This window comes from Streptomyces sp. NPDC005774 (assembly GCF_042871645.1).
Taxonomy (GTDB): Bacteria; Actinomycetota; Actinomycetes; order Streptomycetales; family Streptomycetaceae; genus Streptomyces; species Streptomyces pratens.
Genome location: NZ_JBIAIV010000050.1, coordinates 20039 through 46369, shown reverse-complemented (window position 1 = coordinate 46369; position 26331 = coordinate 20039). Strand labels below are relative to the sequence as shown.

Annotated in this window: 21 protein-coding genes and 2 pseudogenes; 14 read left to right on the top strand and 9 right to left on the bottom strand. The window is 72.4% G+C overall.

Annotated elements, in window-relative coordinates; all coding sequences use genetic code 11:
• The first annotated feature begins 99 nt into the window (after window positions 1-99).
• A complete protein-coding gene (locus ACFYQA_RS31935) occupies window positions 100-516 on the top strand; it encodes a Zn-ribbon domain-containing OB-fold protein (RefSeq protein ID WP_388925361.1) in 417 nt (138 codons plus the stop codon).
• 45 nt (window positions 517-561) lie between these two features.
• On the opposite strand, the gene ACFYQA_RS31930 is transcribed toward ACFYQA_RS31935, so the two are convergent.
• The gene (locus ACFYQA_RS31930; RefSeq protein WP_388925358.1) at window positions 562-948 is read right to left on the bottom strand and encodes a PPOX class F420-dependent oxidoreductase; all 387 of its coding nucleotides are present in this window, start codon (window positions 946-948) and stop codon (window positions 562-564) included.
• A 217-nt stretch (window positions 949-1165) separates the two neighbouring features.
• On the opposite strand from ACFYQA_RS31930, the gene ACFYQA_RS31925 reads away from it, so the two are divergent.
• Window positions 1166-2533: a S1 family peptidase gene (locus ACFYQA_RS31925; RefSeq protein WP_388925355.1), complete on the top strand. Its 1368-nt coding sequence runs from the start codon at window positions 1166-1168 to the stop codon at window positions 2531-2533.
• A 221-nt stretch (window positions 2534-2754) separates the two neighbouring features.
• Here the strand turns inward: ACFYQA_RS31925 and ACFYQA_RS31920 are convergent, their stop codons facing one another.
• Complete coding sequence (locus ACFYQA_RS31920; RefSeq protein ID WP_388925352.1) at window positions 2755-2940, bottom strand: hypothetical protein; 186 nt, start codon at window positions 2938-2940, stop codon at window positions 2755-2757.
• 435 nt (window positions 2941-3375) lie between these two features.
• Between ACFYQA_RS31920 and ACFYQA_RS31915 the strand changes: the two genes are divergently transcribed.
• Window positions 3376-4578, top strand: a complete 1203-nt coding sequence (locus tag ACFYQA_RS31915; RefSeq protein ID WP_388925349.1) for a Gfo/Idh/MocA family protein — start codon at window positions 3376-3378, stop codon at window positions 4576-4578.
• 32 nt (window positions 4579-4610) lie between these two features.
• Here the strand turns inward: ACFYQA_RS31915 and ACFYQA_RS31910 are convergent, their stop codons facing one another.
• From ACFYQA_RS31910 to ACFYQA_RS31900, 3 genes are all read right to left on the bottom strand, one after another.
• Window positions 4611-5537, bottom strand: coding sequence for an SDR family oxidoreductase (locus tag ACFYQA_RS31910; RefSeq protein ID WP_388925346.1), 927 nt, complete (start codon window positions 5535-5537; stop codon window positions 4611-4613).
• A gap of 145 nt (window positions 5538-5682) precedes the next feature.
• Window positions 5683-6312 (bottom strand): MBL fold metallo-hydrolase, encoded by a 630-nt coding sequence (locus tag ACFYQA_RS31905; protein WP_332432446.1) that lies wholly within the window; start codon window positions 6310-6312, stop codon window positions 5683-5685.
• Entirely contained in the window at window positions 6312-7400 is a 1089-nt protein-coding gene (locus tag ACFYQA_RS31900) for an S-(hydroxymethyl)mycothiol dehydrogenase (protein WP_388925342.1), read from the bottom strand. The genes ACFYQA_RS31905 and ACFYQA_RS31900 overlap by 1 nt, the downstream gene beginning before the upstream one ends.
• 204 nt (window positions 7401-7604) lie before the next feature.
• Here ACFYQA_RS31900 and ACFYQA_RS31895 point away from each other — a divergent pair, with 204 nt between their 5' ends.
• The 11 genes and pseudogenes from ACFYQA_RS31895 to ACFYQA_RS31845 all read left to right on the top strand — a co-directional run bounded on the left by ACFYQA_RS31895 (window position 7605) and on the right by ACFYQA_RS31845 (window position 20982).
• Complete coding sequence (locus ACFYQA_RS31895; protein WP_388925339.1) at window positions 7605-9359, top strand: ABC transporter ATP-binding protein; 1755 nt, start codon at window positions 7605-7607, stop codon at window positions 9357-9359.
• Between the two features lie 193 nt (window positions 9360-9552).
• Window positions 9553-9918, top strand: coding sequence for a nuclear transport factor 2 family protein (locus ACFYQA_RS31890; protein ID WP_388925336.1), 366 nt, complete (start codon window positions 9553-9555; stop codon window positions 9916-9918).
• 258 nt (window positions 9919-10176) lie between these two features.
• Window positions 10177-10653, top strand: a complete 477-nt coding sequence (locus ACFYQA_RS31885) for a (2Fe-2S)-binding protein (protein WP_388925333.1) — start codon at window positions 10177-10179, stop codon at window positions 10651-10653.
• Window positions 10650-13046, top strand: coding sequence for a xanthine dehydrogenase family protein molybdopterin-binding subunit (locus ACFYQA_RS31880; protein WP_388925330.1), 2397 nt, complete (start codon window positions 10650-10652; stop codon window positions 13044-13046). Before ACFYQA_RS31885 ends, ACFYQA_RS31880 begins: the two co-directional genes overlap by 4 nt.
• Window positions 13043-13897 (top strand): FAD binding domain-containing protein, encoded by an 855-nt coding sequence (locus ACFYQA_RS31875; RefSeq protein WP_388925327.1) that lies wholly within the window; start codon window positions 13043-13045, stop codon window positions 13895-13897. The genes ACFYQA_RS31880 and ACFYQA_RS31875 overlap by 4 nt, the downstream gene beginning before the upstream one ends.
• Window positions 13898-13980: 83 nt before the next feature.
• Window positions 13981-14838, top strand: a complete 858-nt coding sequence (locus tag ACFYQA_RS31870; RefSeq protein WP_388925383.1) for an AAA family ATPase — start codon at window positions 13981-13983, stop codon at window positions 14836-14838.
• Between the two features lie 122 nt (window positions 14839-14960).
• On the top strand, window positions 14961-16187 hold the full coding sequence (locus ACFYQA_RS31865) for a VWA domain-containing protein (RefSeq protein ID WP_388925380.1): 1227 nt from the start codon (window positions 14961-14963) through the stop codon (window positions 16185-16187).
• Window positions 16180-17289, top strand: coding sequence for an XdhC family protein (locus tag ACFYQA_RS31860; RefSeq protein ID WP_388925324.1), 1110 nt, complete (start codon window positions 16180-16182; stop codon window positions 17287-17289). The genes ACFYQA_RS31865 and ACFYQA_RS31860 overlap by 8 nt, the downstream gene beginning before the upstream one ends.
• Window positions 17290-17379: 90 nt before the next feature.
• Entirely contained in the window at window positions 17380-18063 is a 684-nt protein-coding gene (locus tag ACFYQA_RS31855) for an SRPBCC family protein (RefSeq protein ID WP_388925321.1), read from the top strand.
• 360 nt (window positions 18064-18423) lie between these two features.
• On the top strand, window positions 18424-20361 hold the full coding sequence (locus tag ACFYQA_RS31850; RefSeq protein WP_388925318.1) for a glycosyltransferase family 2 protein: 1938 nt from the start codon (window positions 18424-18426) through the stop codon (window positions 20359-20361).
• Window positions 20362-20364: 3 nt separating this feature from the next.
• Window positions 20365-20982 (top strand): annotated as a pseudogene (locus ACFYQA_RS31845) (dTDP-4-dehydrorhamnose 3,5-epimerase family protein).
• On the opposite strand, the gene ACFYQA_RS31840 reads toward ACFYQA_RS31845, so the two are convergent.
• The 4 genes and pseudogenes from ACFYQA_RS31840 to ACFYQA_RS31825 all read right to left on the bottom strand — a co-directional run bounded on the left by ACFYQA_RS31840 (window position 20972) and on the right by ACFYQA_RS31825 (window position 26192).
• Window positions 20972-21775, bottom strand: coding sequence for a class I SAM-dependent methyltransferase (locus ACFYQA_RS31840; RefSeq protein WP_388925315.1), 804 nt, complete (start codon window positions 21773-21775; stop codon window positions 20972-20974). The pseudogene ACFYQA_RS31845 and the gene ACFYQA_RS31840 sit on opposite strands and share 11 nt — an antisense overlap.
• 295 nt (window positions 21776-22070) lie before the next feature.
• A pseudogene (locus tag ACFYQA_RS31835) lies at window positions 22071-22322 on the bottom strand (NAD-dependent epimerase/dehydratase family protein); the annotation flags it as partial.
• Window positions 22319-23386: a glucose-1-phosphate thymidylyltransferase gene (locus ACFYQA_RS31830; protein WP_388925312.1), complete on the bottom strand. Its 1068-nt coding sequence runs from the start codon at window positions 23384-23386 to the stop codon at window positions 22319-22321. The gene ACFYQA_RS31830 and the pseudogene ACFYQA_RS31835, both read right to left, overlap by 4 nt.
• A 352-nt stretch (window positions 23387-23738) precedes the next feature.
• A complete protein-coding gene (locus tag ACFYQA_RS31825) occupies window positions 23739-26192 on the bottom strand; it encodes a SpoIIE family protein phosphatase (RefSeq protein ID WP_388925309.1) in 2454 nt (817 codons plus the stop codon).
• Between the last annotated feature and the right edge of the window lie 139 nt (window positions 26193-26331).

Sequence of the window (26331 nt, the reverse complement as noted above, 5' to 3'; positions counted from 1 at the left end):
TACGCTGTCGCTGTGCACGGTGGCACACGACACACCGGGCACGTGCGTGCCGGGCATCGTGCACGCGGGATGGCGGCCGAGTGCAGGGAGTTGACCAGCGTGTACCACCACTCAGGAAGCGTGGCTCAGCAGGCAGCCGGCGCCACGACGGGGCTGCTCGCACCCCAGGGCGCGAACAGCGCGGAGGCCATGGCCTTCCAGCGGTGCACGTGGTGCGGCACCGCGATGTACCACCGGCTGCTGTGCCCCGTCTGTCAGGGCAGCGACCTGCGCACGGAGCACAGCGCGGGCGTCGGCACGGTCCGTCACTCCACGACGCTGCACCGCAATACGCCGGCCGCCAGGAACGTGTCCCTGATCGAGATGGCCGAGGGCTTCGTCATCCGCGGCCGGGTCATGGGCCCGCCCATCGGCATCCACAGCGGGGACCGGGTACGGCTGTCCACGGCCAAGGACCCGGTGCGCGGCGAGCCGGTCTTCCAGCTCGTCGACGAGCCCTACCGCGCCTGGACCTGACCGCCCGGAACCGGTCCGGGCGGCCCGAGTCCGGGCGGCCCGGGTTCAGCCGGCCAGGGTGACGCGGAGACCGACGGTGCCGTCCCGGCCCCGGCGCAGCCGGCTGCCGAGCAGCGTCAGCCGACCCGGTAGGCCGTACTTGCGGCCGATCAGCCCGCGGTAGCGGGCGGTGGTGGCCGCATCGCAGATCTCCGCGGTGGCCGGGACCTGGCCGCCGGTCGGACGGCCGCGCACGTCGCAGGGGCCGACCAGGACGTCGGCGCGGGCCCGGATCCGCTTGACCTTCCAGGAGTCGGCGACGGTCCAGACCCCGAGCGCGTTCCCGTCCCGCACCACCCACACCGGGGTGGCCACCGGCGTACCGTTCCGCCGGTAGCTGGTGACCAGCAGGTACTTTCCCGCTCCGAGCCGTTCGAGCAACGCGTCGTCCATACCCGGCAGTCTAGTGTTCGAGCACCGTCTCCTGCCCGTCGTGGGCGCCGCCCCATGCCTACGCCGGGCCTTTCGACACGCGGGCCGACGCCTCCCGCACATCGGATCGCTCCGGCGGTGAACACCGCGGGGCCCGCGTCCGTATGGACTGAGGGCACTCGACTCAGCGGAGGCCCCGTGGTGTTCGCACCGCGCTGTTCTGGTTCGGGAGTCTTGCATGAGGCACGCACGACGACGGGTCGTCCGGCGAGTGGCACGGCTGGCGGCCGTCGGCGGACTCCTCCTCGGAGCGACGATGGTGACCCGCGCCGTCGCAAGTGAACCGCCGGCGCCGGACCCGGTTCCGTACGCCGCGGCCGAGGAGGGCACCGGCCCCGGCTCCGCCCTCGTGGCGCGGCTCGGCACCTCCCGCAGTGCGGGCAGCTGGCTCGGCGAGGACGGACGAACGGTCGTCGCGGTCACCGACGAGAAGGCGGCGGCCGAGGTGCGGGAGGCCGGCGCCGACCCGAAGATGGTGCGCCACAGCATGCGCGATCTGAAGTCGGCCACGAAGACGCTGGGTTCGGCGCCGCGCGTGCCGGGGACGGCCTGGGCGCTGGACTACCGGTCCAACGAGGTGGTGGTCCGCGGCGACAGCACGGTGTCCGCGAACGACTGGTCCGACCTGACCCGGGTCGCGGAGGGGGCCGGTGGTTTCGTCCGTATGGAGCGCACCGAGGGCACCTTCACCACGCGGATCAACGGGGCGGAACCCATCCTGTCGACCGCCGGGCGCTGTTCCGCGGGCTTCAACGTGACCGACGGCAAGCGTGAGTTCATCCTCACGGCCGGGCACTGCGGGCCGGACGGGTCGGTCTGGTTCGCCGACGACGGGGGCAGGAAGAAGGTCGGCACCACGGTCGGCGGCAGTTTCCCCGGCGACGACTACTCCCTGATCGAGTACGACGGGGGCCGGGTGGGCGAAGGCGCCGGTGTCGTGTCGGTCGGCGACGGCCAGGGCGTACGGATCACCGGCGTGGGCGACCCCACCGTCGGCCAGCGGGTGTTCCGCAGCGGCAGTACGAGCGGACTGCGCGACGGGGAGGTGACCGCGCTCAACGCGACGGTGAACTATCCGGAGGGTACGGTCAGCGGCCTCATCGAGACCAACGTGTGCGCCGAACCCGGTGACAGCGGCGGCCCGATGTTCTCCGAGGGCATCGCGCTCGGGGTGACGTCGGGCGGCAGCGGAGACTGCCGGCAGACGAGCGGTACGACGTTCTTCCAGCCGGTCACGAAGGCGCTGGCGCAGCTGAAGGTGGACCTCCTGGTGGCCCCGAAGGCCGAGGGCGGCGCGGACACGACCGCTCCCGCTCCGTCGGCTTCGGCGGGCGCGGCGGCGGCCCCGGACGCCGCGTCACCGGGTTCGCCGGCGGCGGGGATCAACGCGTCGACGCTGCTGTCCCGCCTGGCCGACCCGCGGAACGTGGGACCCGGGATGCTGGTCATCGGGGGCAGCCTGATGGCCCTCGTGGCGACCCGCTGGATCCGCGCGGAGCAGGACCGCAAGGCGTACCAGCGGTACTACTCGACGACATGGGGCTGAGCCGGGTACCGGTACCGGTACCCGCGCGCGGACACCGGAGCCCGGGCGCCGGTGAGGACGCTCACACGTGACACAGGCGGCCCGGGCCACGAGAACGGCGATGCGCCCGGGCCGGCGAGCCGGGCCGGGGATACAGCCGGGATCAGGGCCCGAGCCGAGGCCGAGGGGCCGAGCGGAAGAAGCCCGGCGAGGATGACGGACGACGGGGCCTGTGCGGCGCCTCAGGCCGCCTCGGCCCGCTCCGGGAAGGCCTCGGCCCACTCCTGGACGAGACGCTGGTACTCCGCGCGCTGCTCGCCGCTCAGTGTCCCGCCCGACCGGAGCCACAGGGCCCGGATCTCCTCGTTGACCTCGGCAGCCGATCGCTCGGATGAAGGTTCAAGAGTGGTGGACATGTTGTGAAGCATAGGGCCACCGGTGTGAAAGCCGCGTGAGTAATCATAAGCCAACCAGGCATACCGGACAGTGTCGCTGATCACGTCCATCTGCCATGGAACATGGGCGAGTTCACATTCCCCACCCCCGGATGGCACCCCTCCCGGCCTCCCCGGCCCCTCCCCGCCCGGCGCGGTCGACGGATGACGGTGGGTGCGGAAGCCCTCGCGGCCTGCGAGCCGACGGAGTCCCCGTCGACATGAGCGAACCGTCCGGTGTCGGACAAGTGCCCCCGTACCGGGGGCCATTGCGGCATTGTGTTCCCCGACCCTCCGAAGGGCACCGAGGAGGCGGCCGCCGGCCGAAAGGACTTCCCGACGTTCAGCTCCCCGATCACCCACTACGCGGCCTGCGTGTGCGCGTCGCGGACCGGCCTCGTTCCCTCCCAGTGAAAGGGCACGCATTCCATGACGTTCTCGCTCGGCATCGTCGGCGCCGGCCAGTTCTCCGGCCAGTTCGCCACCCTGTTCCAGGCACACCCCGGCGTCGGTGACATCCACGTCACCGACCTGCTGCCCGAGCGGGCCCGGCAGCTCGCCGCCGCGCAGGGACTCGCCGGCACCTTCCCGTCGTACGGGGCCATGCTGGAGTCGCCGCGGATCGACGCGGTCGCGATCTTCACCCAGCGCTGGACCCACGGCCCCCTGGTGCTTCAGGCTCTCGACGCGGGCAAGCACGTGTACTCGGCGGTCCCCATGGCGATCCGTACGGAGGAGATCGCGGCGATCATCGGCGCCGTCAAGACGACCGGTCTGACGTACATGATGGGTGAGACCAGCCAGTACCATCCGGCAACGGTCCACGCCCGCGACCGGATCGCCGAAGGCGCCTTCGGCCGGCTGTTCTACGCCGAAGGCGACTACGTCCACGACATGGACCTCGGCTTCTACGAGGCGTACCGGTACAGCGGTGGCGACAACTGGAAGGCCACCGCCAGCTATCCCCCGATGCTGTACCCGACACACGCGGTGGGCGGGGTGCTGGGCGCCTGGCAAACGCACGCGATCGGCGTCTCCGCGATCGGCGTCAGGGACGAACGTGGGGACGGCGTCTTCGACAAGGAGATCAGCCGGTTCGACAACGACTTCTCCAACGCCACGGCCCTGTTCGAGGTGGCGGGCGGTGGCGCGTTCCGCACGAACGAGTTCCGGCGGGTCGGCTATCCCTCGCACATCAGGGAGTCGCGGTTCCGGTTCTTCGGTACGGAGGCGAGCATGGAGCAGCTCGCCACGGTCGCACTGTGGCAGGACAAGAGCGGCGTCCAGGACATCAGCGAGCTGCTGCAGCCCAAGGAGACCCTGTCCCCGGACGACCCGTCCCTCCGGCACGTGGCGCCCAAGCTACGCTCCGCCTTCACTTCGGGATCGGCGGCGGTGCACGATCGGTCCCGGCTTCCCCGCGAGTTCGACCTGCTGCCCAACGGCCACGAGGGCAGCCACCACTACCTCGTGGACGACTTCGTGACCGCCGTGAACACCCGCACCCTGCCCTCGGTGAACGCGTGGGTCGCCGCCCGCTACACCCTGCCCGGCATCGTCGCCCACCAGTCGGCGTTGCAGGGTGGCACCAGGCTGGAGATCCCGGACTTCGGGGACGCCCCGAAGGGGTGACCGCCGGTCACCGCGGCAGGGCGGGCGGACCGTCAGCGATACCCCGTGACGTCCGCCGGCCTACCCGGGTCCTGGACCTCGACGAGGTAGCGCCAGGCGTCCGGACGGCTGCCGTCGAGGTCGGTGAAGCCGTACTCCCGGGCGAGGCCGCCACTGGAGAGGGAGGTGCCGTTGAAGCGGGACACCCGCGGGTCGGCGGCGAGCGCGGCGACGGCCCGCCCCACATAGCGCGGGGTCTCCGAGATGGCGAAGTGGGGGACGCGGGGCAGGGCGTCCCGCCAGTTGTCCTCCCGCACCCCGAACTCGTCGAGCATGATCTCCGAGCGGAGCCAGCCCGGGGTGAGGGCCACCGCGGTGGCGCCGCGTGGGCCGAGTTCGTGGCCGAGGGCGAAGGCCATGCGCAGGACGGCCGTCTTGGCGAGGTCGTAGAAGAAGGAGACGCGGTAGGTGTCGCGGTTGTAGTCCGCGGTGCCGTCGGTGACCTCCACGACCAGGCCGCCGGGGTGGCGCAGCAGCAGCGGCAGGGCGTGGTGGCTGGTGACGGCGTGCGTGTCCACCGCGAGCCGGAGCAGGCGCAGCCCCTTGTCCAGGTCGTGCTCCCAGACGGGAGCGTCCCACTCGAAGAGCTTCTCGCCGCCCCAGATGTCGTTGACGAGGACGTCGAGGCGGCCCTGCTCGGCGGCGATGCGGTCGACGAGGGTCTTGACCTGGGCGGGGTCCAGGTGGTCGGTGGGGACGGCGATGCCCCGTCCGCCTGCCTCGGTGACCAGGTCGGCGGTGTCCTCGATGGTCTCGGGGCGGTCGTACTCGGAGCGCTCGGCGCGGGTGCTGCGTCCGGTGACGTAGACGGTGGCGCCCGCCGCGCCCAGTTCGACGGCGATGCCCCGTCCGGCTCCCCGGGTCGCCCCGGCGACCAGTGCGACCTTGTTCTGCGACGACCCGGTGGTCGACTCCGGCATGTCCGGCCTCCCGTCACGCGTGACAGCGATCTGCTGTCGCTACGAGAGTGACGGGTAAGCCGGACATCCTCTGTCACCTTTTCCCGGCAGTCGCCCGGTCGGACATGACCGCGCCGGGCACCGGGGCGAAGTCGCCGGAGCGGCCTCAGTGGCCGCGGGCGATCCACTCCTCGAGGTGCGGGGCCTCCGCGCCGATGGTGGTCGAGTCGCCGTGGCCGGTGCGCACCTTCGTCTCCGGCGGGAGCGTGAGCAGCCGCTCCCGGATCGAGTCGACGATCGTCGGGAAATGGGAGAACGAGCGGCCGGTGGCGCCGGGACCGCCCTGGAACAGGGTGTCTCCGGTGAACACGGTGGCGAGCCCGGCGTCGTACAGGCAGACCGCGCCGGGCGCGTGCCCCGGCGTGTGCAGCACCGTGAGGTCGGCGCCGGCCGCTTCGATCACCTGGCCGTCGACCAGCCAGGCGTCGGGATCGCGGTCCGGGTGGGTCTGCTTCCACAGCGGCAGATCGTCGTGGTGCAGCCAGATGGTGGCACCGGTGCGGTCGGCGAGGGCCGGCGCGGCGTCGATGTGGTCGTTGTGGGCGTGGGTGCACACGATCGCCTTCAGGCGGCGGTCGCCCACCGCCTCGACGATGGCGTCGGCGTCGTGGGCGGCGTCGATGACGATCACCTCGTGGTCGTCGCCGACGATCCACACGTTGTTGTCGACGTCCCAGGTGCCGCCGTCGAGGCTGAACTGTCCGGAGGTGACGAGGTGTTCGATGCGAGTGGTCATCAGAGCACCACCACCGAGCGCAGGACGTCGCCCTTGTGCATCCGTTCGAAGGCCTTCTCGACCTCGTCGAGCTGGATGGTCTCGGTGACGAACGCGCCGAGGTCCAGGCGGCCCTGCTGGTGCAGGTCGATCAGCATCGGGAAGTCGCGTGAGGGCAGGCAGTCGCCGTACCAGGACGACTTCAGGGAGCCGCCGCGGCCGAACACGTCGAGGAGCGGCAGTTCGAGCTTCATCTCCGGGGTGGGCACGCCGACGAGGACGACGGTGCCCGCCAGGTCACGGGCGTAGAAGGCCTGTTCGTACGTCTCGGGTCGGCCTACGGCCTCGATGACGACGTCGGCGCCGAAGCCGCCGGTGAGTCCGCGGATCGCCTCGACCGGGTCGGTCTTGCGGGAGTTGACGGTGTGGGTGGCACCCATGGAGCGGGCGGTCTCCAGCTTGCGGTCGTCGATGTCGACGGCGATGATCTTCGCCGCTCCGGCGAGCCGGGCCCCGGCGATGGCCGCGTCGCCGACGCCACCGCAGCCGAAGACCGCGACGGAGTCGCCCCGGCCGACGTTGCCGGTGTTGATCGCGGCGCCGATGCCCGCCATGACGCCGCAGCCGAGCAGTCCGGCGACCTGCGGGGAGACCGCGGGATCGACCTTGGTGCACTGGCCGGCGGCGACGAGCGTCTTCTCGGCGAAGGCTCCGATGCCCAGGGCCGGGGAGAGTTCCTGGCCCGTCGAGGCGAGGGTCATCTTCTGCTTCGCGTTGTGCGTGTCGAAGCAGTACCAGGGGCGTCCGCGCAGACAGGCGCGGCACGCGCCGCACACCGCGCGCCAGTTGAGGACGACGAAGTCACCGGGGGCGACGTCGGTGACGTCGTCGCCCACCGACTCCACGACACCCGCGGCCTCGTGGCCGAGGAGGAAGGGGAAGTCGTCGTTGATGCCACCCTGCTTGTAGTGCAGGTCGGTGTGGCACACCCCGCAGGCCTGGATGCGGACGACCGCCTCACCCGGCCCCGGGTCGGGTACGACGATCGTCTCGATGCGTACCGGCTCGCCCTTGCCCGGTGCGATCACGCCGCGTACTTCCTGCGCCATGGTGCTGGCTCCTTCATCTCCCGGTGGTACCTCCTTCCGACCCTACGCGACCTGCGCGGGAACCGACCGGTGGACTCCACGGCAGGTCGGAACGTGGGGAGGGCCGGGGGGTTTCGTGCCGAGTGCACGAGGGCGGGCCCGACGGCCCGTGGGCGGACCGCTGCGACGTAGCCTGAACTCTCCGCCCGACGCCGAGGGAGCGACGTGAGCATCGCAGCACAGAAGTCCAACCCGCCCGCCTGGCGGGCGCTCCTCGGTTACGTACGGCCGCACCGGTGGGCCCTGCTGGGCGGCGCCTCGCTGTCCCTGCTGACGGGGGCGACCGGCCTGATGCTGCCGCTGGTCGCCCGCGACCTGATCGACGACCTGTCCAACGATCAGACCATCACCGGCGCGCTGATGCTGATGTCGGCCCTGGTGATAGCCAACGCCGTGCTGGGCGCGCTGGGTTCGTACGTGCTGCGGCGCACCGCCGAGTCGGTGGTGCTGGGGGCGCGGCGCTCGTTGTCGTCGTATCTGCTGCGGCTGCGGATCACGGCCGTGGACCGCAGCGAGCCGGGGGACCTGATGGCCCGCATCACCTCCGACACCACACTGCTGCGGGAGGTCACCACGGACTCGCTGGTGGGCCTCGGCACGGGTGGTCTGACGCTGATCGCGACCATCGCGCTGATGGGTTTCGTCGATCCGGTGCTGCTGGGGGTCACCCTGGCCGTGATCGCGGGCGCCGGGACGGTCCTCACGCTGATCGTGCCGCACATCAGCCGGGCCAGCCGGCGGGCGCAGGACGCGGTCGGCGTGATGGGGGCCTCACTGGAGCGGGTGCTGGGCGCGCTGCGCACGGTGAAGGCGTCCGGTGCCGAACCGCGGGAGGAGCGTGCCCTGCACGAGGCGGCCGAGGAGTCGTGGCGGCAGAGCGTGCGGGCCGCCAAGTGGTCGGCGGCGGCGGGCAACACGGCGGGGCTCTCGATGCAGGTCGCGTTCATCACGGTGCTCGCGGTGGGCGGGGCCCGGGTGGCGACGGGCGCCATCGACATCGGCACGCTGGTGGCGTTCCTGCTGTTCGTCTTCTACCTCATGATGCCGATCCAGAGTGTCGTGGGCGCGATCACGCAGTACCAGACGGGCAGCGCCGCTCTGGCCCGGATCCAGGAGGCGCTGCGGCTGCCCGCCGAGCCTGCCGCGGGGCCCGCGGCCCTGCCCACGCCGGGTGCCGCGCCCGCCGCGCTCGCCTTCGAGGACGTGCGTTTCCGTTACGCGGACGATCTGCCGTACGTGCATCACGGGGTGACGTTCGCCGTGCCCGCGCGGGGCATGACCGCGTTCGTCGGTCCGTCCGGCGCGGGCAAGACCACCGTCTTCTCCCTCATCGAGCGCTTCTACGAGCCGGACTCCGGGATGATCACCCTCGACGGGCGGGAGCTGGCCGACTGGGAGCTGTCGCGGCTGCGGTCCTCGATCGGCTATGTGGAGCAGGACGCGCCCGTCCTGTCGGGTTCCCTGCGCGACAATCTGCTGCTCGGGAACCGGGAGGCGGACGACGACGAGGTGGCTCGGGTGGTGAAGACAACCCGGCTCGACGATCTGGTGGCCAAGCTCCCGGAGGGGCTCGACACGCTGGTCGGGCACCGTGGCACCAAGCTGTCCGGCGGGGAGCGCCAGCGGGTCGCGATCGCCCGCGCGCTGCTGCGCAGTCCCCGGCTGCTGCTGCTCGACGAGGCCACCTCGCAGCTCGACGCGGTGAACGAGGCGGCGCTGCGCGACACCGTCGCCGATGTGGCGCGGACGACGACGGTGCTGGTGGTCGCGCACCGGCTGTCGACGGTGACGATGGCCGACCGGATCGTGGTGATGGACGCGGGCCGGGTCCGCGCGGTCGGTACGCACCGGGAACTGGTGACCGCCGATCCGCTGTATGCGGAGCTGGCGGCGACGCAATTCCTGGCGACCGGCGGGTGATTCCCGATGGCCGCGCCCCCGCCGCCCCGGGGCGGCGGGGGCGCGGCCATCGGGTCCGGACGGCGGGGGCTGTGCCGAGTCAGGAGGAACGCGCGGGCCTGGCTTGCCGTGCCCGGCGGGCGGGGGGAGGCTCGTAGGTGAGGCCCGGCGTGGCCCTCTCCGGACCGGGCCGAGGCCCTCGAAGGAGGTCATCATGGCAACCTCGGCAGCACCTCGCTTCGGCACTGACACACTGCGCCGGGGGCTCGAGGCCCCGACAGCTGCGCCCCTGACGGCGCTCTACGCGGACGACGCCGAGCTGCGCGTCGTGGACCGCAACACCCAGCCCAGCCGCCCCATGGTCCTGCACGGCAGGGACGAGATCGCCACCATGCTCGACGACGTCTACAGCCGTGACATGACACACCAGTTGGAGCGGTGCGTCGTCCAGGACGACCAGGCCGCCTTCAGCGAGACCTGTGTGTACCCGGACGGGGTGCGGGTGTACTCGGAGTCGATGGTCTCGCTGCGGGACGGAAGGATCACCGAGCAGACGATGATCCAGGCCTGGGACGAGTGAGCGATCCGGTTCGGCCGGACGCCAAGGAACACAGGACGCGGTCGGCACACACGCTCCGGTAGTGGAGCACGGGTGCCGGCGTCGACGCCGGCACCCGCAGAAATCTGTCGTGCGCACGTCGAACAGTAGCAATCGACCAACGCTCAACAGATCCGTGCCGCACCACTCGCCGTCCCCCAGGGCCGGCCATAGAGTGACCTTCGTCACCCCAAGGTCCGCCGACGCTCCGTATCCGCCCGCACGGTCTCTGGAGGGCACATGACCCGCATCTCGGTGAAAGTGGACGGCACGGCATACGAGGACGAGGTGGAACCCCGTCTGCTGCTGGTTCATTACCTGCGCGACCGGCTCGGTCTGACCGGCACCCCGGTCGGCTGCGACACCTCGAGCTGCGGCGCCTGCACGGTCGAACTGGACGGCATGAGTGTGAAGAGCTGCTCGGTGCTGGCCGTCCAGGCCGACGGTGGCGAGGTGACCACCGTCCAAGGGCTGGCCCGGGGCGGCGAGTGGACGCCGCTGCAGCGGGCCTTCCACGAGCAGCACGCGCTGCAATGCGGCTACTGCACTCCCGGAATGATCATGGCAGCGCGTGATCTGCTGCGCGAGAACCCGGACCCCGACGCGGACGAGGTGCGCGAGGCGCTCGAGGGCAACATGTGCCGCTGTACCGGTTACCAGAACATCGTCCGCGCGGTGCTCGCCGCTGCCGCCGCTTCGGAGGAGGTCACGGCATGACGGATCAGAGTACCGACCGCAGCACCGGGCAGCGCGCCGAGCGTGAGGTGGGCCGGGGCCGGCTCCGCAAGGAGGACGCCCGGCTGGTCACCGGGCAGACCAACTGGACCGACAACATCTCCGTCACCGGTCTGCTGCACATCGCGTTCCTGCGCAGCCCCATGGCGCACGCCCGCATCGAGCGGGTCGACGTCTCCCCCGCCCTCGAACGCCCCGGGGTGGTGGCCGCGTTCAGCGGCCGTGACCTGGCCGAAGGGCTCGGTTCGCTGCCCTGCGCCTGGCCGGTCACCGAGGACATCGTGCTGCCGGACCACCCGCCGGTCGCGGTCGACGAGGTGCGGCACGCGGGCGACCCGGTGGCGGTCGTGGTGGCCCGCGACCGGTACGCGGCGGCCGATGCGCTGGAGGCGGTCGAGGTCGACTACGAGCCGCTGGAGCCGGTGCTCGACCTGGAGGCGGCGCTCGCCGAGGACGCCCCGCTGGTCCACGCGGACAAGGGCACCAACCGCAGCTACGTGTGGCCGCTGAAGACCGGCGAGGACTACGAGACGGTCAAGCGGCGTGCCGACGTGGTCGTCACCCGCCGCTTCCACCAGCAGCGACTGATCGCCAACGCGATGGAGCCGCGCGCGGTCGTCGTCACCCCGCTCGCCGCCTCCGGCGAGTACACGGTCTACTCGGCGACCCAGGTCCCGCACATCCTGCGGGTGATGCTGGCGATGGTCACGGGGATCCCCGAGCAGAAGCTGCGGGTGGTCGCCCCGGATGTGGGTGGCGGGTTCGGCTCCAAGCTCCAGGTGTACGGCGAGGAGGCCGTCGCACTGGAGGTCGCCCGGCGGCTGGGCCAGCCGGTGAAGTGGACCGAGTCGCGTTCCGAGGGCTACCTGGCCACCCACCACGGCCGAGGCATGATCCAGGACGTCGAGGTCGCCGCCACCGGCGAGGGCAGACTCCTGGGCCTGAAGGTCGAGCTGCTCGCCGACATGGGCGCCTATCTGATGCTGGTCACGCCCGGCATCCCGATCCTCGGCGCCTTCATGTATCCGGCGATCTACAAAATGGACGCCTACGACTTCACCTGTACCGGAGTGTTCACCACCAAAACGCCGACGGACGCGTACCGCGGCGCCGGGCGCCCGGAAGCCACGTTCGCCATCGAGCGGATCATGGACGAGCTGGCGGCCGAGCTCGGCCTCGACCCCGTCGAGGTGCGGCGCCGGAACTGGATCCGGCACGAGGAGTTCCCGTACGACTCGATCGCGGGTCTGACGTACGACAGCGGCAACTACGAGGCGGCCACCGAGAAGGCTCTCGCGCTGTTCGGGTACGACGACCTGCGCGCCGAGCAGCAGAAACGCAACGAGCGCGGCGACCCCGTACGGCTCGGCATCGGCGTCTCGACGTACACCGAGATGTGCGGGCTCGCCCCGAGCCGGGTGCTGCGGGACCTGCGGTACGGGGCCGGCGGGTGGGAGGCGGCGAGCATCCGCATGCTGCCCACCGGCAAGGTCGAGGTGGTCACCGGCACCAGCCCGCACGGGCAGGGGCATGTGACGAGCTGGAGCCAGATCGCCGCCGACGTGCTGGGCGTGCCGTTCGAGGACATCGAGGTGGTGCACAGCGACACCAGAGTGGCCCCACAGGGCATGGACACGTACGGTTCACGGTCCCTCGTGGTCGGCGGGTCTGCGGTGCACCACGCGGCCGGGAAGGTGGTGGAGAAGGCCCGCAAGGTCGCCGCGCACCTGTTGGAGGCGAACGAGAACGACCTGGACTTCACCGACGGCGTGTTCACCGTCAAGGGCTCCCCCGAGGCCCGGAAGACGATCCAGGAGATCGCGTTCGAGACGTTCACCTCGCACGACGTGCCCGACGGCATGGAGCCCACCATCAACGCCGACCAGGTGGTCGACCCGGAGAACTTCTCGTACCCGCACGGCACGCACCTGTGCGCCGTCGAGGTCGACACGGAGACCGGGCGGACCCGGATCCGCTCCTACGTCTGCGTCGACGACGTGGGCCGGGTGATCAACCCGGTGATCGTGGAGGGCCAGGTGCACGGCGGCCTCGCCCAGGGCATCGCGCAGGCGCTGTACGAGGAGGCCGTGTACGACGACGAGGGCAACCTGGTCACCGGCACGATGGCCGACTACCTGGTCCCGGTGGCCGGTGATCTGCCGGAGTTCGTCACGGAGCGGACCGAGACGCCGGCGACCTCCAACCCGCTGGGCGTCAAGGGCGTCGGCGAGTCGGGGACGATCGCCTCGACGCCCGCCGTGGTCGGCGCGGTCGTGGACGCGCTGCGGCCGCTCGGGGTGAACGACGTGACGATGCCGTGCACGCCCGAACGGGTGTGGCGGGCAGTGCGCTCGGCGAAGGAGGCCTCCGCATGATCCCCCCGGCATTCGACTACGCCCGGCCCACCAGCCTCGACGAGGCGCTGCGCGTGCTCGCCGACGGTGGTGAGGACGCGAAGGTGCTGGCCGGCGGGCAGAGCCTGCTGCCGTTGCTCAGGCTGCGGCTGGCCTTCCCGGAACTGGTGGTGGACGTCGGCCGCGTCCCCGGGCTGCGCGGGGTGCGTGAGGACGGCGACACACTCGTCATCGGCGCGATGACCACGCACCACGAGGTCGTCCGCGACCCGCTCGTGCGCCGGCACGCCGGGCTGCTGGCCGCCGTCACCCGCACGGTCGCCGACCCGGCCGTACGGCACCGGGGCACCTTCGGCGGCTCGCTGGCGCACGCGGACCCGGCGGCGGACCTGCCCGCGGCGGTGCTCGCCATGGACGGTGAGCTGGTCGTCGCGGGTCCGGGCGGCCGGCGCACGGTCCCGGCCCGTGAGTTCTTCGTCAACTATCTGGAGACGGTGCTGGAGCCCGACGAGCTGCTGGTCGAGGTGCGGGTGCCGAAGGCGGACGGCTGGGGATTCCACTACGAGAAGTTCCAGCGGGTGGCGCAGTCCTACGCGATCGTCGGTGTGGCGGCGCTGGTGCGCCGCGACAACGGGCGGATCGCCGAGGCGCGGATCGGGCTGGTCAACATGGGCGCGACCCCGCTGCGGGCCACGGCGGCCGAGCAGACCCTGGCCGGCTGCGACGACGCGCCGGCCGTGGCGCGGGCCGCACAGTCGGCGGCGGACGGCACCCAGCCGCCCCGGGACACCTCGGGTTCGCCCGAGTACCGGGAGCACCTGGCGCAGGTGCTCACCCGGCGGGCGGTGCTGACCGCGGCCGGAATGGGGTGAGGCCGATCAGCGGTGGAGCGGACGCGGCGGCTGCCGGGCCGGGAACGGGCGGGCCGGACCGGGTGACTTCCGGGCCGGACGAGGTGCGGGCCCGGCTGGAGGCGACGGGGTATCTCCTCGACGACGGACTGGCCATGGCCTGCTTCCTCGCCCTGAAACTGCACCGGCCGGTGTTCTGCGAGGGCGACCCTGGCGTCGGCAAGACCGCGCTGGCGACCGCCCTCGCCGAGGCACTGGACGCTCCGCTGATCCGGCTCCAGTGCCACGAGGGCATCGACGCCTCCCAGGCACTCTACGACTGGGACTTCCCCCGCCAGCTGCTGCATCTGCGGGCCGCCGAGGCGACCGGGATCACGGACGCCGACCGGCTGGAGGGCGAGCTCTACGACCGCCGCTTCCTGATCGCCCGGCCCCTGCTGCGAGCCCTTCAGACGCAGCCGTGCGTACTGCTCGTCGACGAGATCGACCGGGCCGACGACGAGTTCGAGGCGCTCCTGCTGGAGCTGCTGTCGGAGTTCTCGGTGACGATCCCGGAGCTGGGCACCGTACGGGCCGAGGTGCCGCCGGTGGTCGTGCTGACGTCGAACCGCACCCGGGAGGTGCACGACGCACTCAAGCGACGCTGCCTGTACCACTGGTTCGGCCATCCGGACTTCGCCCGCGAGCTGGCCATCGTCCGGCGCCGGCTGCCCGGGGTGTCGGCGCGGCTGGCCGAGCAGGTGACCGCGCTGGTGCAGGCGCTGCGCGCGCAGGACCTGCTCAAGCCGCCGGGGGTGGCCGAGACGATCGACTGGGCGCAGGCCCTGGACGCGCTCGGGGCGAGCGAGGTCGACGCGGACCTCGCCATCGCGACGCTGGGGTCGGCGCTGAAGTACCGGGAGGACACCGAGCGGGCGCGGGGACTCGACCTGGCGGCGGTACTCGCCGCACGAGGGACGTGACCGACATGGCGGGCGTGGCGGACGTGACCGGCGGGGCCCCGCCGGGACGCTCGGCGCCGGACGGGGAGCGGGACATGCGGGACGACGATGTACAGGCGGAGGACGTGCGGGACATGCGGGACATGCGGGACGACGGTATACGGGCGGAGGACGTGCGGGACGGTGGCCCGCCCGAAGCGGTCGCGGTGCTTCTCGGATTCGCCCGCGCCCTGCGCGCGGCGGGCGCCGACGCGAGCGCGGAGCGGGTGCACACGTTCCTGCGCGCGGTGGACGCCCTGCGGCCCGGGGCGCGGACGGACGTGTACTGGGCGGGGCGGCTGACGCTGTGCGCCGGCCCGGACGACCTGGAGCGGTACGACCGGGTCTTCGCCGCGTACTTCGGCACCGGCGAGCCCGGCGGACCACCGCAACCGGCCGCTCCCCGCCCGCGGCAGCGGTTCGTGGTGCGCGACGCCGCGGGCCGCCGTGCGGGCGGCACGGAGGAGGAGCGTCCGGGGCCGCCCCTGGCCACACGGGCCAGTTCCACCGAGACGCTCCGCCACCGCGACCTCGCGGACCTGGCCGCCGCCGAGCGGGAGCAGGTGCGGCGGCTGCTGGCGGCGCTGACGCCGCGCGGCGAGGTCCGGCGCACGGCACGGCGCCGGCCTGCCCGGCGCGGGGAGGTGGATCCGCACCGGACCGTGCGGGAACTGCTGCGGCAGGGCGGCGAACCGGCCCGGCTGCGGCGCCGGGCCCGGGCCGAACGGCCACGCCGTCTGGTGCTGCTCGTCGACGTCAGCGGGTCGATGGCGCCGTATGCGGATGCGTTGCTGCGCTTCGCGCACGCCGCCGTACGGGGCCGGACGGCGGAGGTGTTCACGATCGGCACCCGGCTGACCCGGGTGACCCGGGAGCTGTCCCACCGGGACCCCGATCCGGCCCTGAGCGCGGCCTGGGCCGCGGTACCCGACTGGCGTGGTGGGACCCGGCTCGGTGTACTGCTGCGGGAGTTCCTCGACCTCTGGGGGCAGCGGGGCATGGCCCGTGGCGCCGTGGTGGTGCTGCTGTCGGACGGCTGGGAGCGCGGCGACCCCGAGCTCCTCGCGGCCCAGATGCGCCGCCTGCACCGGCTGGCCCACCGGGTGATCTGGGCCAATCCGCTCAAGGCACGCCCCGGTTACGCCCCGCTGGCCGCGGGGATGGCGGCGGCGCTGCCGAGCGTGGACGCGTTCGTCGAGGGTCACAGCCTGGCCGCCCTGGAGAACCTGGCGGCGGTGGTACGGGGTGCCTCCCCCGACCGGGCCTCCCCCGGCCGGGCTGCCGCGCCCGCCCCGGCCGCCGTACCCCGGGAAGGAGCCCACCGTGCGTGACATCCTCCCGGCGCTCACCCGCTGGTACACCGCGGGCCGGCCGTTCGGCCTCGCCACCGTGGTCGGCGCGAGCCGCAGCACACCGCGTGATCCGGGCGCGGCGATGGCCGTGGGGCCGGACGACGAGGTGGTGGGCAGTGTCTCCGGCGGGTGTGTCGAGGGTGCGGTGTTCGAGCTGGCCCGGGAGGTCGTCGGCGACGGTGACGCCCGGCTGGAGACCTTCGGCTACAGCGACGACGACGCCTTCGCGGTCGGCCTGACCTGCGGCGGCGAGATCACCCTGCTCGTGCGCCCGGTGACACCGGAGCGGGACCCCGCGTTCGGCGCCGTCGCCGAGTCGGTCGCCGCGGGCGAGCCGGTGACCGTGGCGACGGTGACCGACGGTCCCGCGCCGCGCGGAGCCACGCTGGCCGTGTGGCGGAACCGGCTGGCGGGCACGCTGGGGACGACCGGCCTGAACGCGGCGGTCACCGCCGACGCCCGCGGCGAACTCGCCCTCGGCGCCACGGGGCTGCGCCACTACGGGCCCCGGGGGCAACGCCGGGAGGACGCGGTGAGTGTGTTCCTGCAGTCCTTCGCGCCGCCGCCGCGCATGCTGGTCTTCGGGGCGATCGACTACGCGGCGGCCGTGGCCCGGATCGGTGCCTTCCTCGGCTACCGGGTCACCGTCTGCGACGCCCGCCCCGTGTTCGCCACGCCCCGCCGCTTCCCGGAGGGCGTCGAGGTGGTCGTGGACTGGCCGCACCGGTATCTGCAGGGCACGGAGACCGACGAGCGCACGGTGATCTGCGTCCTCACCCACGACCAGAAGTTCGATGTGCCGCTGCTCCTGGAGGCGCTGCGCCGGCCGGCCGCCTACATCGGCGCGATGGGCAGCCGCCGCACCCACACGGACCGGAGGGACCGGCTGGTCGAGGCCGGGCTCACCGGGGACGAGCTGTCCCGGCTGCGCTCACCGGTCGGGCTCGACCTCGGGGCCCGTACGCCCGAGGAGGTGGCGGTGTCGGTGGCCGCCGAGATCGTCGCGCTGCGCTGGGGCGGCACGGGCGCACCGCTGTCCGCGACCGGGGGAGCGGTCCATCCACCCGTGCCCACGCCCTGAATTCCCTTGAGCCGCCCGGGCCCGGTCGAGCCCCCCGGTCCCTGCCCCCCTTCCCTGGTCACCCGAGAACCGAACCGCGAGGTGGAAGACATGGAACTGCATCACGAGTTCACCGTTCCCGTCCCGGTCGACGACGCCTGGCCGGCGCTCCTCGACATCGAACGGGTCGCACCGTGTCTGCCGGGGGCGACCGTCGAGGAGTACGACGGCAAGACGGTGACCGGCTCGGTGAAGGTCAAGGTGGGTCCGGTCACCGTGACCTACCGGGGCACGGCCGTCTTCGAGGAACGGGACGAGACGGCCCACCGGATGGTGCTGGTCGCCGCCGGCCGGGAGACCAGGGGCCAGGGCACCGCGCGGGCGACCGTCACGGCGACGCTCGGCGAGCAGGACGGCGGCACGACGGTGTCGGTGCGTACCGACCTGACGGTGACCGGGCGGCCGGCGCAGTTCGGTCGCGGGGTGCTGGCGGAGGTCGGCGAGCGGCTCATCGGCCGGTTCGCCGCCTGCCTGTCCGAACAGCTGACGCAGCCGCCCGGCACGGCCGACGAGACCGGTGCGGCCGGAGAGACCGGTGCGGCCGGAGAGACCGGTGCGGCTGTCGTGGCCGGTGCGCCGCAGGCCGTCCGGCAGGTCGAGGCCCCGCCGGACGAGCCCCTCGACCTGCTGCGCACCGCCGGTCTGCCGATCGCCAAGCGGGTCGCCGCGGCGCTTGCGGGCGCCGTCGCCCTGGGCCTGTTGGTCGCACAGATCCGCAGGCGGCACCGCTCCTGACACCAGGGTCGACAAATAGACGCAAAAGGTATGTGTGAGCCGTGCCGGTGCGGGTAATCGGCCTCGTAACACCTTCGATCGCGGAAGGAGGTCCGTGAAAAGCGCATCTACTCGCAGAGTCCGGACCGCTTCCACCGACACGAAGCGGTCCGGCCCTCCCGGCACCGGTCCTTCAAGCTCTGCCCCTTCATCACATCCCCCTTTGCGTACGCCGATCGCTCCGACGTGCAAGAGGCGGGCACGGCACGGTCTCGGCGGCGTTTGAAAAGCGGGACCGGGGTGGTCACAGGGTTACGATTCGGGCAACGCGTACCAAGCCGCCCGTCCGACGGCAAGCGACCCGAAGGGCCACACATCCAGATGCCGGTCAAGGTCAGCGTCATCGTTCCCGTGTACAACCCGGGGACCTACCTCGAGGACTGTGTCTCCTCCCTGCGACGGCAGTCCCTGCCCACCGAAGAGTACGAGGCGATCTTCGTCGACGACGGTTCCACCGACGGGACTCCCGCACGGCTCGACCGGCTGGCCGCCGAGGACCCCCGGATGCGGGTGATCCACCAGGAGAACTCCGGCTGGTCCGGCAAGCCGCGCAATGTCGGGATCGCCGCAGCCCGAGGCGAGTTCGTGATGTTCGTCGACAACGACGACCACCTGGGCGACGAGGCTCTGGAGCGGATGTACGCGTACGGGGTGGCCCATGGCGCGGACGTCGTCGTGGGCAAGATGTCCGGCAAGAACCGCGGTGTGCCGGTGGAACTGTTCCGCCGCAACCATCCACGGGCCACGGTGGAGAACGCTCCGCTGATCGACAGCCTCACCCCGCACAAGATGTTCCGCCGGGCGTTCCTCGACGAGATCGGGCTGCGCTTTCCCGAGGGGCGGCGGCGTCTGGAGGACCACGTCTTCGTCACCGAGGCGTATCTGCGCGCGGCCAACGTCTCCGTCCTCAGCGACTACGTCTGCTACTACCACATCCGGCGCGACGACGCCTCCAACGCCGGTTTCCAGCGCTTCGACCCGGTGGGCTACTTCACCAACCTCCGCGAGGCGCTCGACGTGGTCGAGCGCTACACCGAGCCCGGCCCGGTGCGTGACCGGCTGTTCCGCCGGTGGCTGCGGGTGGAGATGGTGGAACGGCTGCGCGGCCGGCGGCTGCTCGGGCTGCCGGACGACTACCGCAGGGAGTTGTTCGGAGAGATCCACAAGGTGGTGGTCGAGCGGTTCGGGCCCGCCGTCGCGGCCGGGCTGCAGCCGACGCAGCAGGTCGTCGCCTCACTGACGGCGGCGGACCGATACGACGACGTGGTGGCGCTCGCCGAGTGGGAGGCCGGGGTTGCGCCGAACGTGGCGCCCACGAGCGTAGAGTGGGAGGGCGGTTCGCTGCGCCTCGGCTTCACCGCCGAATACGCCTCCGGGGGCACGCCGATGACGTTCCCCGCCGATGCCGGCCGTGCCCCGCTGACCGATACGCCGAAGAACGTGGAGGCGGCGGTGGCGTGGATCGGCACGGAGAACGTGGCCCGCTTCGACCAGGCCACCGTCGATCTGCTGCTGCGTGAACGCGCCAGCTCCGCCCAGTACTTCCAGCCCGTGGAGTTCGCCCGGGAGACGGTCGCGGCCGACGGCGGGGAACAGGTGCGGCTGGTGCTGCGGGCCACGGCCACGGTCGACCCGGCCGTGCTGCCGGGTGACGGGGTCTGGGACGCCGTCGTGCGGCTCAAGCTCGGCGGCTGGACCAAGGAGTGCCGTCTGGGCCCGGCCCCGCGCGCCACCCGCCCGGAGCCGTACGCGGGGGTGACGGCGGGCCGGGCGGTCCTGCCGTACTGGACGGAGCCGCACGGCAACCTCTCCCTGGACGTCGGTGTGAAGGGCAGGCGGCTCGGCCTCGGTCAGGTGCGGCGGCCGGACGTCACGGTCTCCGGGGCGCGGCTGCGCACCCGGATTCCACTGCACGCGGCGGACGGCACACCGGTACGGCTCCGGTTCACCTCCGCGGGCCGGACCCTGTACACACCGGGCGCGCTGACCGCGGAGCCGGAACGGCCGGAGTCCCGGCTGGAGGGGGCGCTGCCCTCGGGTCTCCCCCGCGGTATCTGGCGGGTGGCGCTCTGTCTGGACCCGGATACCGCCGAACCGCGTTTCGGCGGGCTGCCGTTCGCGCTCCGTGCCGGCCGGGGCGGGGTGCTGGTGGTGCAGGTTCCGCGCCTCGGCACCGGACAGAAACTGCTGCGCAGGGCGCGGCGGGTGCTCGGCGTCGCCCGTGCGAGGGTGGCGCCGCTGATCGGAGGAAGGCGGTGACCGGTGCGCGCACTGGACCTGGAGGGTGCCTGAGTCCGGGAGCCCAAGGTACTCCCGGACGACCGGGGCAGTTTCCACGAGTAGGTGCGGCGGTGAGGAGTTCCGCGAGGCGACGGGGTACGGCCTGTCGCCGGCCGGCGCAGGCCGACTGCTCGGTGTCGCGTCGCGGCGTGCTGCGCGGGGTGCACTTCACGGACGTGCCGCCCGGCCGGGCCACGTACGCGACCTGTGTGCGCGGGGCGGTGCTCGACGTGGTGGCGGACCTGCGGGTGGGGTCACTCACCGGCGTACGGGAGCTGGGAGGCCGTGCGGCTGGACGACGACAGCCGGCACACGGTGTTTCTCGCCGAGGGGCTGGGACGCGCCTTCATGGCCTTCACCGACGACGCGACGGTGGTGTACCTGTGCTCGGCGGGCTACGCGCCGGGCCGGGAGCAGGGGGTGCACCCGCTGGACCCGGCCCTGGGCATCGAGTGGCCGTAGGGCATCGGCCCGGTGCTGTCACCGAAGGACGAACAGGCGCCGACGCCGGCCGAGGCGGAGCGCCTCGGCCCGTTGCCGTCGTACGAGGCCTGCCGCGCACGCTACGAGGAGCTGCGCGGCAGGGGGCTCAGCGGCTGACGCCGACCTGGTCGAGCGCGCGGCGCAGGGGCTCCCAGCCCAGGCGCCGCGGCAGACCGCGGTTGCGGGCCTGGGTGAGCGGGCGCCAGAAGCCGGCCTCGATCAGTGCCTCGGGCGGCACCGCGCCGGCCCGCTCCAGGATCGTCTCGGGCACCTTCTGCGGGTCGGGCACCTTGTACTCGGCCATGATCTCGTCGTACTTGTCGTGCAGCACGGTGTTGTCCGGGTCGGCGCCGAAGATCACGAGCTGGCCGGTGGGCTGGGTGTCGACGAGCACCGTCACCAGATCGGGGCGGTAGCGCGCCAGCACCTCGGTGATCTTGTAGACGTCGCCGGTCCAGGCCGTGGTGTGGCGGTCCCGGGCGGCCTCGTCGACGCTGCGCGGCAGCATGTCGTCGAGGACGATCACGCTGGACCAGTCGGAGTGCTTCTCGACGTTCATGAAGTCGCGCAGGGCGTATTCGAACAGGTGCATGCCGTCGATGAAGGACAGGTCGAGCGTGGTGCGCCGCCAGTGTCCGATGGGGCTGCGGCCGCGGCGGAGGTTGCGCAGCGGGTGCCGGCCGCCCTTGAGGTGGGCCAGTGGATTGTCGCGGGCGAAGAAGTCGTCACTGGTGGCCTTGACCAGGTGGACGTCGCACTTCAGTTCCGAGACGACCTTGAAGGCGGGGTCGACCGCGATGCTGGGGACGCGTGACAGGCACAGGCTGCGACCGTCGTTGACGCCGATCTCCAGATAGTTGCGGTTGGCGCTGGCCTTGTGCAGTGCGCGCAGGAACTCATGGCGTTTCACGAAGAGGACTCTCCTTGCGGATGCGGGGCAGTGCTTCGTGCAGGGTGACGCGCCGGTCACGCGGTGCCGACAGGCCGATGTCCTGCCGGCGGTCGTGCGCGAGGACGCTGTATGCGGGGCGCGGCGCGGGCCGGGGAAGGCCGCTCCGGTGAGGGGCCGCGCCCGGTCGGGGTCGGCGCCGGTCAGCCGGAACATCTCCCGGGCCGGGCCGTACCAGGCGGCCTCGCCGGAGCTGGTGGCATGCAGGACGCCGTGCACGTCGTCGCCGACGCCGGGGGCCGAGGCCGGCCATGCGGGCGGCGAAGTGGACCACTTGGTCCGCCTCGGCGGTCGGTTTGCCCACGAGGTCGGTGTCATGGATGTCGCCGTGAACGAACTCCGGCCGGGAGTGGCCGAGTTCGAGGTTGTCGAGGGTGCCGGCGTGGGTGAGCGCGGCCGGCACTGTGATCCTCGGCATGTCGGCGGCGTCGGGCCCGTCGGCGGCGAGCAGCGTACGGACGTAGCGGGAGCCGATGAAGCCGGCCGCTCCGGTGACGAGGAGGTTCACGTGTGGATCTGCACCTTGCTGTGGTCTCCGAGGACGAATCGGTGTGCGCTGGGAACGCTGGGGGCCGGGGTCACCTCGACATGGCGGCCGATCAGTGAGGACTCGATGCGGCGGACGCCGTCGATCGAGGAGTCCCGCAGCACGATGGAGAATTCGACTTCGCTGTCGGTGATCCGGCAGTTCTCCGCGACGGAGGTGAAGGGCCCGACGTAGGAGTCGCCGATGACCGTGCCGGCGCCGATGACGACGGGACCGACGATGCGCGAGTTGCTGATGTGGGCCCCTTCCTCGATCACCACCCGGCCGATGGTCTCGGAGGCGTCGTCCACCTCGCCGTCGATCCGGCGTTCGATCCCCTCGAGGACCGACCGGTTCACCTCCAGCATGTCGACGACGTTACCGGTGTCCTTCCAGTAGCCGTGGATGACCGTGCAGCGCACGTCGGCGCGGGAGTCGATCAGGTGCTGGATGGCGTGGGTGATCTCGAGTTCGCCGCGCCAGGAGGGCTTGACGGCGCGCACCGCGTCGTGGATGGCGGGGGTGAACAGGTAGACGCCGACCAGGGCGAGGTCGCTCTTGGGACGCTCGGGTTTCTCCTCGAGGCCGGTCACCTGTCCGCTCGCGTCGAGTTCGGCGACGCCGAAGGAGCGGGGGTCCGCGACGTGGGTGAGCAGGATCTGGGCGTCGGGCCGGTGCCGGCGGAACTCGTCGACGAGTCCGGTGATGCCGCCGACGATGAAGTTGTCGCCGAGGTACATCACGAAGTCGTCGTCCCCGAGCCAGTCGCGGGCGATCAGCACGGCGTGTGCCAGCCCCAGGGGCCGTTCCTGGGGGATGTAGGTGATGCGCAGGCCGAACTTCGATCCGTCGCCCACCGCGTTCTCGATCTCCTCGGCCGTGTCGCCGACGATCATTCCGACGTCGGTGATGCCGGCGTCCGCGATCGATTCCAGCCCGTAGAAGAGCACGGGCTTGTTGGCCACGGGGACCAACTGCTTCGCCGAGGTGTGGGTGATCGGCCTCAGCCGGGTGCCGGCGCCGCCGGACAGCACGAGAGCCTTCATCTGCCTCACCCTAGTGGTGCGCGGCACGTGGAACGTCACTTGTTTTAACGGCTCATTACGAAATCCCCGATGAGAACCGTCCGGTCACGGTGTTTTCGGCCGATGACCGCTGATTCGCGTCGCGCGGGAGCGTCCGGCCCGCCTGTCGGGCGCGTCGGACCGTCCCGGGCCGGTGCGTCAACGCCCGTGCCCGGGCGGCGGTTTCCCGCGATGCGGTCCGGACAGGCCGGGTGCGGAGGCGGGCCGAGCCGGTGGCGGCGGGTTCGGAACCGGGCCGCCCACTCGACGGCGTATCACCCGAAGGGATGACAGCGATGCCGGGAGTGTTGTCGACGGCCGGGACGGCTCCCGCTCACCGGTGCGTGCCGAGTTCCGCCCACACCTGTTTGCCTCCGCTGACCGGCAGCGTCCCCCAGGCCGCCGACAGGGCCTCGACGAGCAGGATGCCCCGGCCGCCGGTGGCCTCCCAGCCGATGCTGTTCGGCTTGGCGGGGCTGCGGGGCGATGCGTCGGCGATCGCGAGGCGCAGCCGCTCGCCGACGAGGGTGAGGTCGAGGCGGACCGGCCCCTCGGTGTGCACCAGCGCGTTGGTGACCAGTTCGGAGACGATGAGCAGGGCGGCGTCGAGATCCTCGGTCACACCCCAGGAGCGCAGGGTGCGCCGGGTGAAACGGCGGGCGTGGCCGACGGCCTGCGGCACCCGCCACACCGTCCAGGTCTCCCGCAGCGGGCGCAGGGTCATTCCCTCGTAGCGCATCAGCAGCAGGGCGACGTCGTCACTGCGCGGGGCCTTGCCGAGCAGGCCGTCGGCGACCAGCCCCAGGTCGGCCGGGTCGGCGGCGGCCAGCCGGCGGGCGAGGTGGTCCATGCCCTCGTCGATGTCGGCCTCGACGGTCTCGACCAGGCCGTCCGTGGTGAGGGCGACCACCGTGCCGGGCCGCAGCCTCAGGGGGCTCATCGGGAAGTCGGCCTGGGCCATGACGCCGAGCGGCGGTCCGCCCTCCGTCTCCGTGATCTCGGTACTGCCGTCCGGGTGGCGCAGCACCGGCGGCAGATGCCCGGCGCGTACGCACCAGGCGGAGCCCTGTTCCAGGTCGACCTCGACATAGCAGCAGGTCGCGAAGAGGTCGCTCTCCATGTCCACGAGCAGCCTGTTGGCGTGCGACACCACCACGTCGGGCGTGTGCCCCTCGACGGCGTAGGCGCGCAGCGCGGTGCGCATCTGTCCCATGAGGGTGGCGGCACCGGCGCTGTGGCCCTGGACGTCGCCGATGACCAGGGCGACGTGGTTGTCGGGCAGCGGGATCACGTCGTACCAGTCGCCGCCGAGTTCCAGGCCCGCGGTGCTGGGCAGATAGCGGGCGACGGCGACCGCGCCGGGCAGCCGGGGCAGCCGGCGCGGCAGCAGCTGGCGCTGGAGCATGCCGACCAGTTCGTGCTCGGCGTCGAAGGCGCGGGCCCGTATGAGGGCCTGCCCGGCGAGACCGGCGGCGGCGGTGAGCAGGGCACGCTCGTCGGCGCCGAAGTCGTGCGGGGTGTCCCAGCCGATGAGGCAGGCACCGGCCGTCCGGTTGCCGGCGGACAGCGGCAGCATGGCGAGACCCCCCGGGCCGACCTCGGCGAGGGAGGTCTCCAGTGCGCTGTCCGCGGACCAGGTCCGGGCCCGGCCCTCGCGCAGGACGGCGGCGAGGGTGGGCATGGTGCGCAGGGGCGCGTCGGGCCACTCGGCCCGCCACTCGGCGCGCCACAGGTCCGGCCAGGCGTCCGGTTCCGGTGGGTCGAGGATGACGACGACGAGCCGGTCGCTCTCCAGTTCGGCGACCGCGATCCGGTCGGCTCTGAGCGGCCCGCGCAGGGCCGTGACCACGGCCCTGCCGACATCGCGGACGGTGACCGCCGTGGCGAGTGCGGTGGCCAGGCGCTGCACCCGGGCCACGTCGGTGACGTCGGCGCGCAGGGTGGAGGCGTCGGCGACGGAACCCACCAGACGGGCCGGGCGGCCCTCCCCGCCCGGCAGCAGCCGGCCGCGCAGTCTGAGCCACTTCGGTGGGCCGGCGGGCTGCACGATCCGGAAATCCAGCTCGCGTTCACCGATGGTCATGTGATCGGACTCGACGACCGACATCACGGAGGGCAGGTCCTCCGGCACGGTCAGGCCCATGAGGGTCTCGACGCGGCCGTCGAAGTCGTCCGGGCCCAGGCCGAAGAGGTCCAGGATGACGTCGCCCACCCGGACCCGTCCGGTGTCCATGGCGAGGACGAAGGCATCCGGCGCCGGCTCGCCGCCGCCGTCGGCCGCGGGCTGCCGCCCCGGAAGGATGACGGCGTCGGCGACGAGCCCGAGGCAGACGCGGTCGTCGGGGCCGAAGCCGCCGGGGCGCTCGCTGACGGCGAGCAGGCAGCCGCCGGCCCCGTGGTGCACGGGCAGGGCGGCGAGGGAGAAGTCGCGGGCCGGGACGCGCCGCGCCTGGGCCCGGGCGGCGAGTTCCTCGGGGCCGAGCCACACCGGCCGCCCACCGCGTACGGCCTCGGCGGCCGGGGAGTGCCCGGCGACGGAATAGCTCTCCCGCACTCCGCACAGGGTCCGCGGTATACCGGCCGACTCCACCAGGCGCAGCTGCTCGCCGTCCTCGCTGGGCGTGTACACGGCGACGAAGGCTGCGCCGGCGAAGACCAGGGCCTGCTCCAGGACCCGGCGCACCCGGTCCGGCGACTCCGGCTCGGTGGTGATCGCCGTGAGGGCACCTTCCGCGCGCAGCGTTCTCGTGCTGCGTCCCGCAGCGCCCTCACCGACCACGTTGGCCATTACAGCGCTTATACGACACCTGCGCAGCCCCTGCGGCATGACGTCGCCCTCCGACGGGGCGATGCACAGCGGGGCGATGCACGGCGGGCCTCCGCGTGCGGGACGACTGCGCGTACCGGCGTGGCGCCCCCCCCCGGGC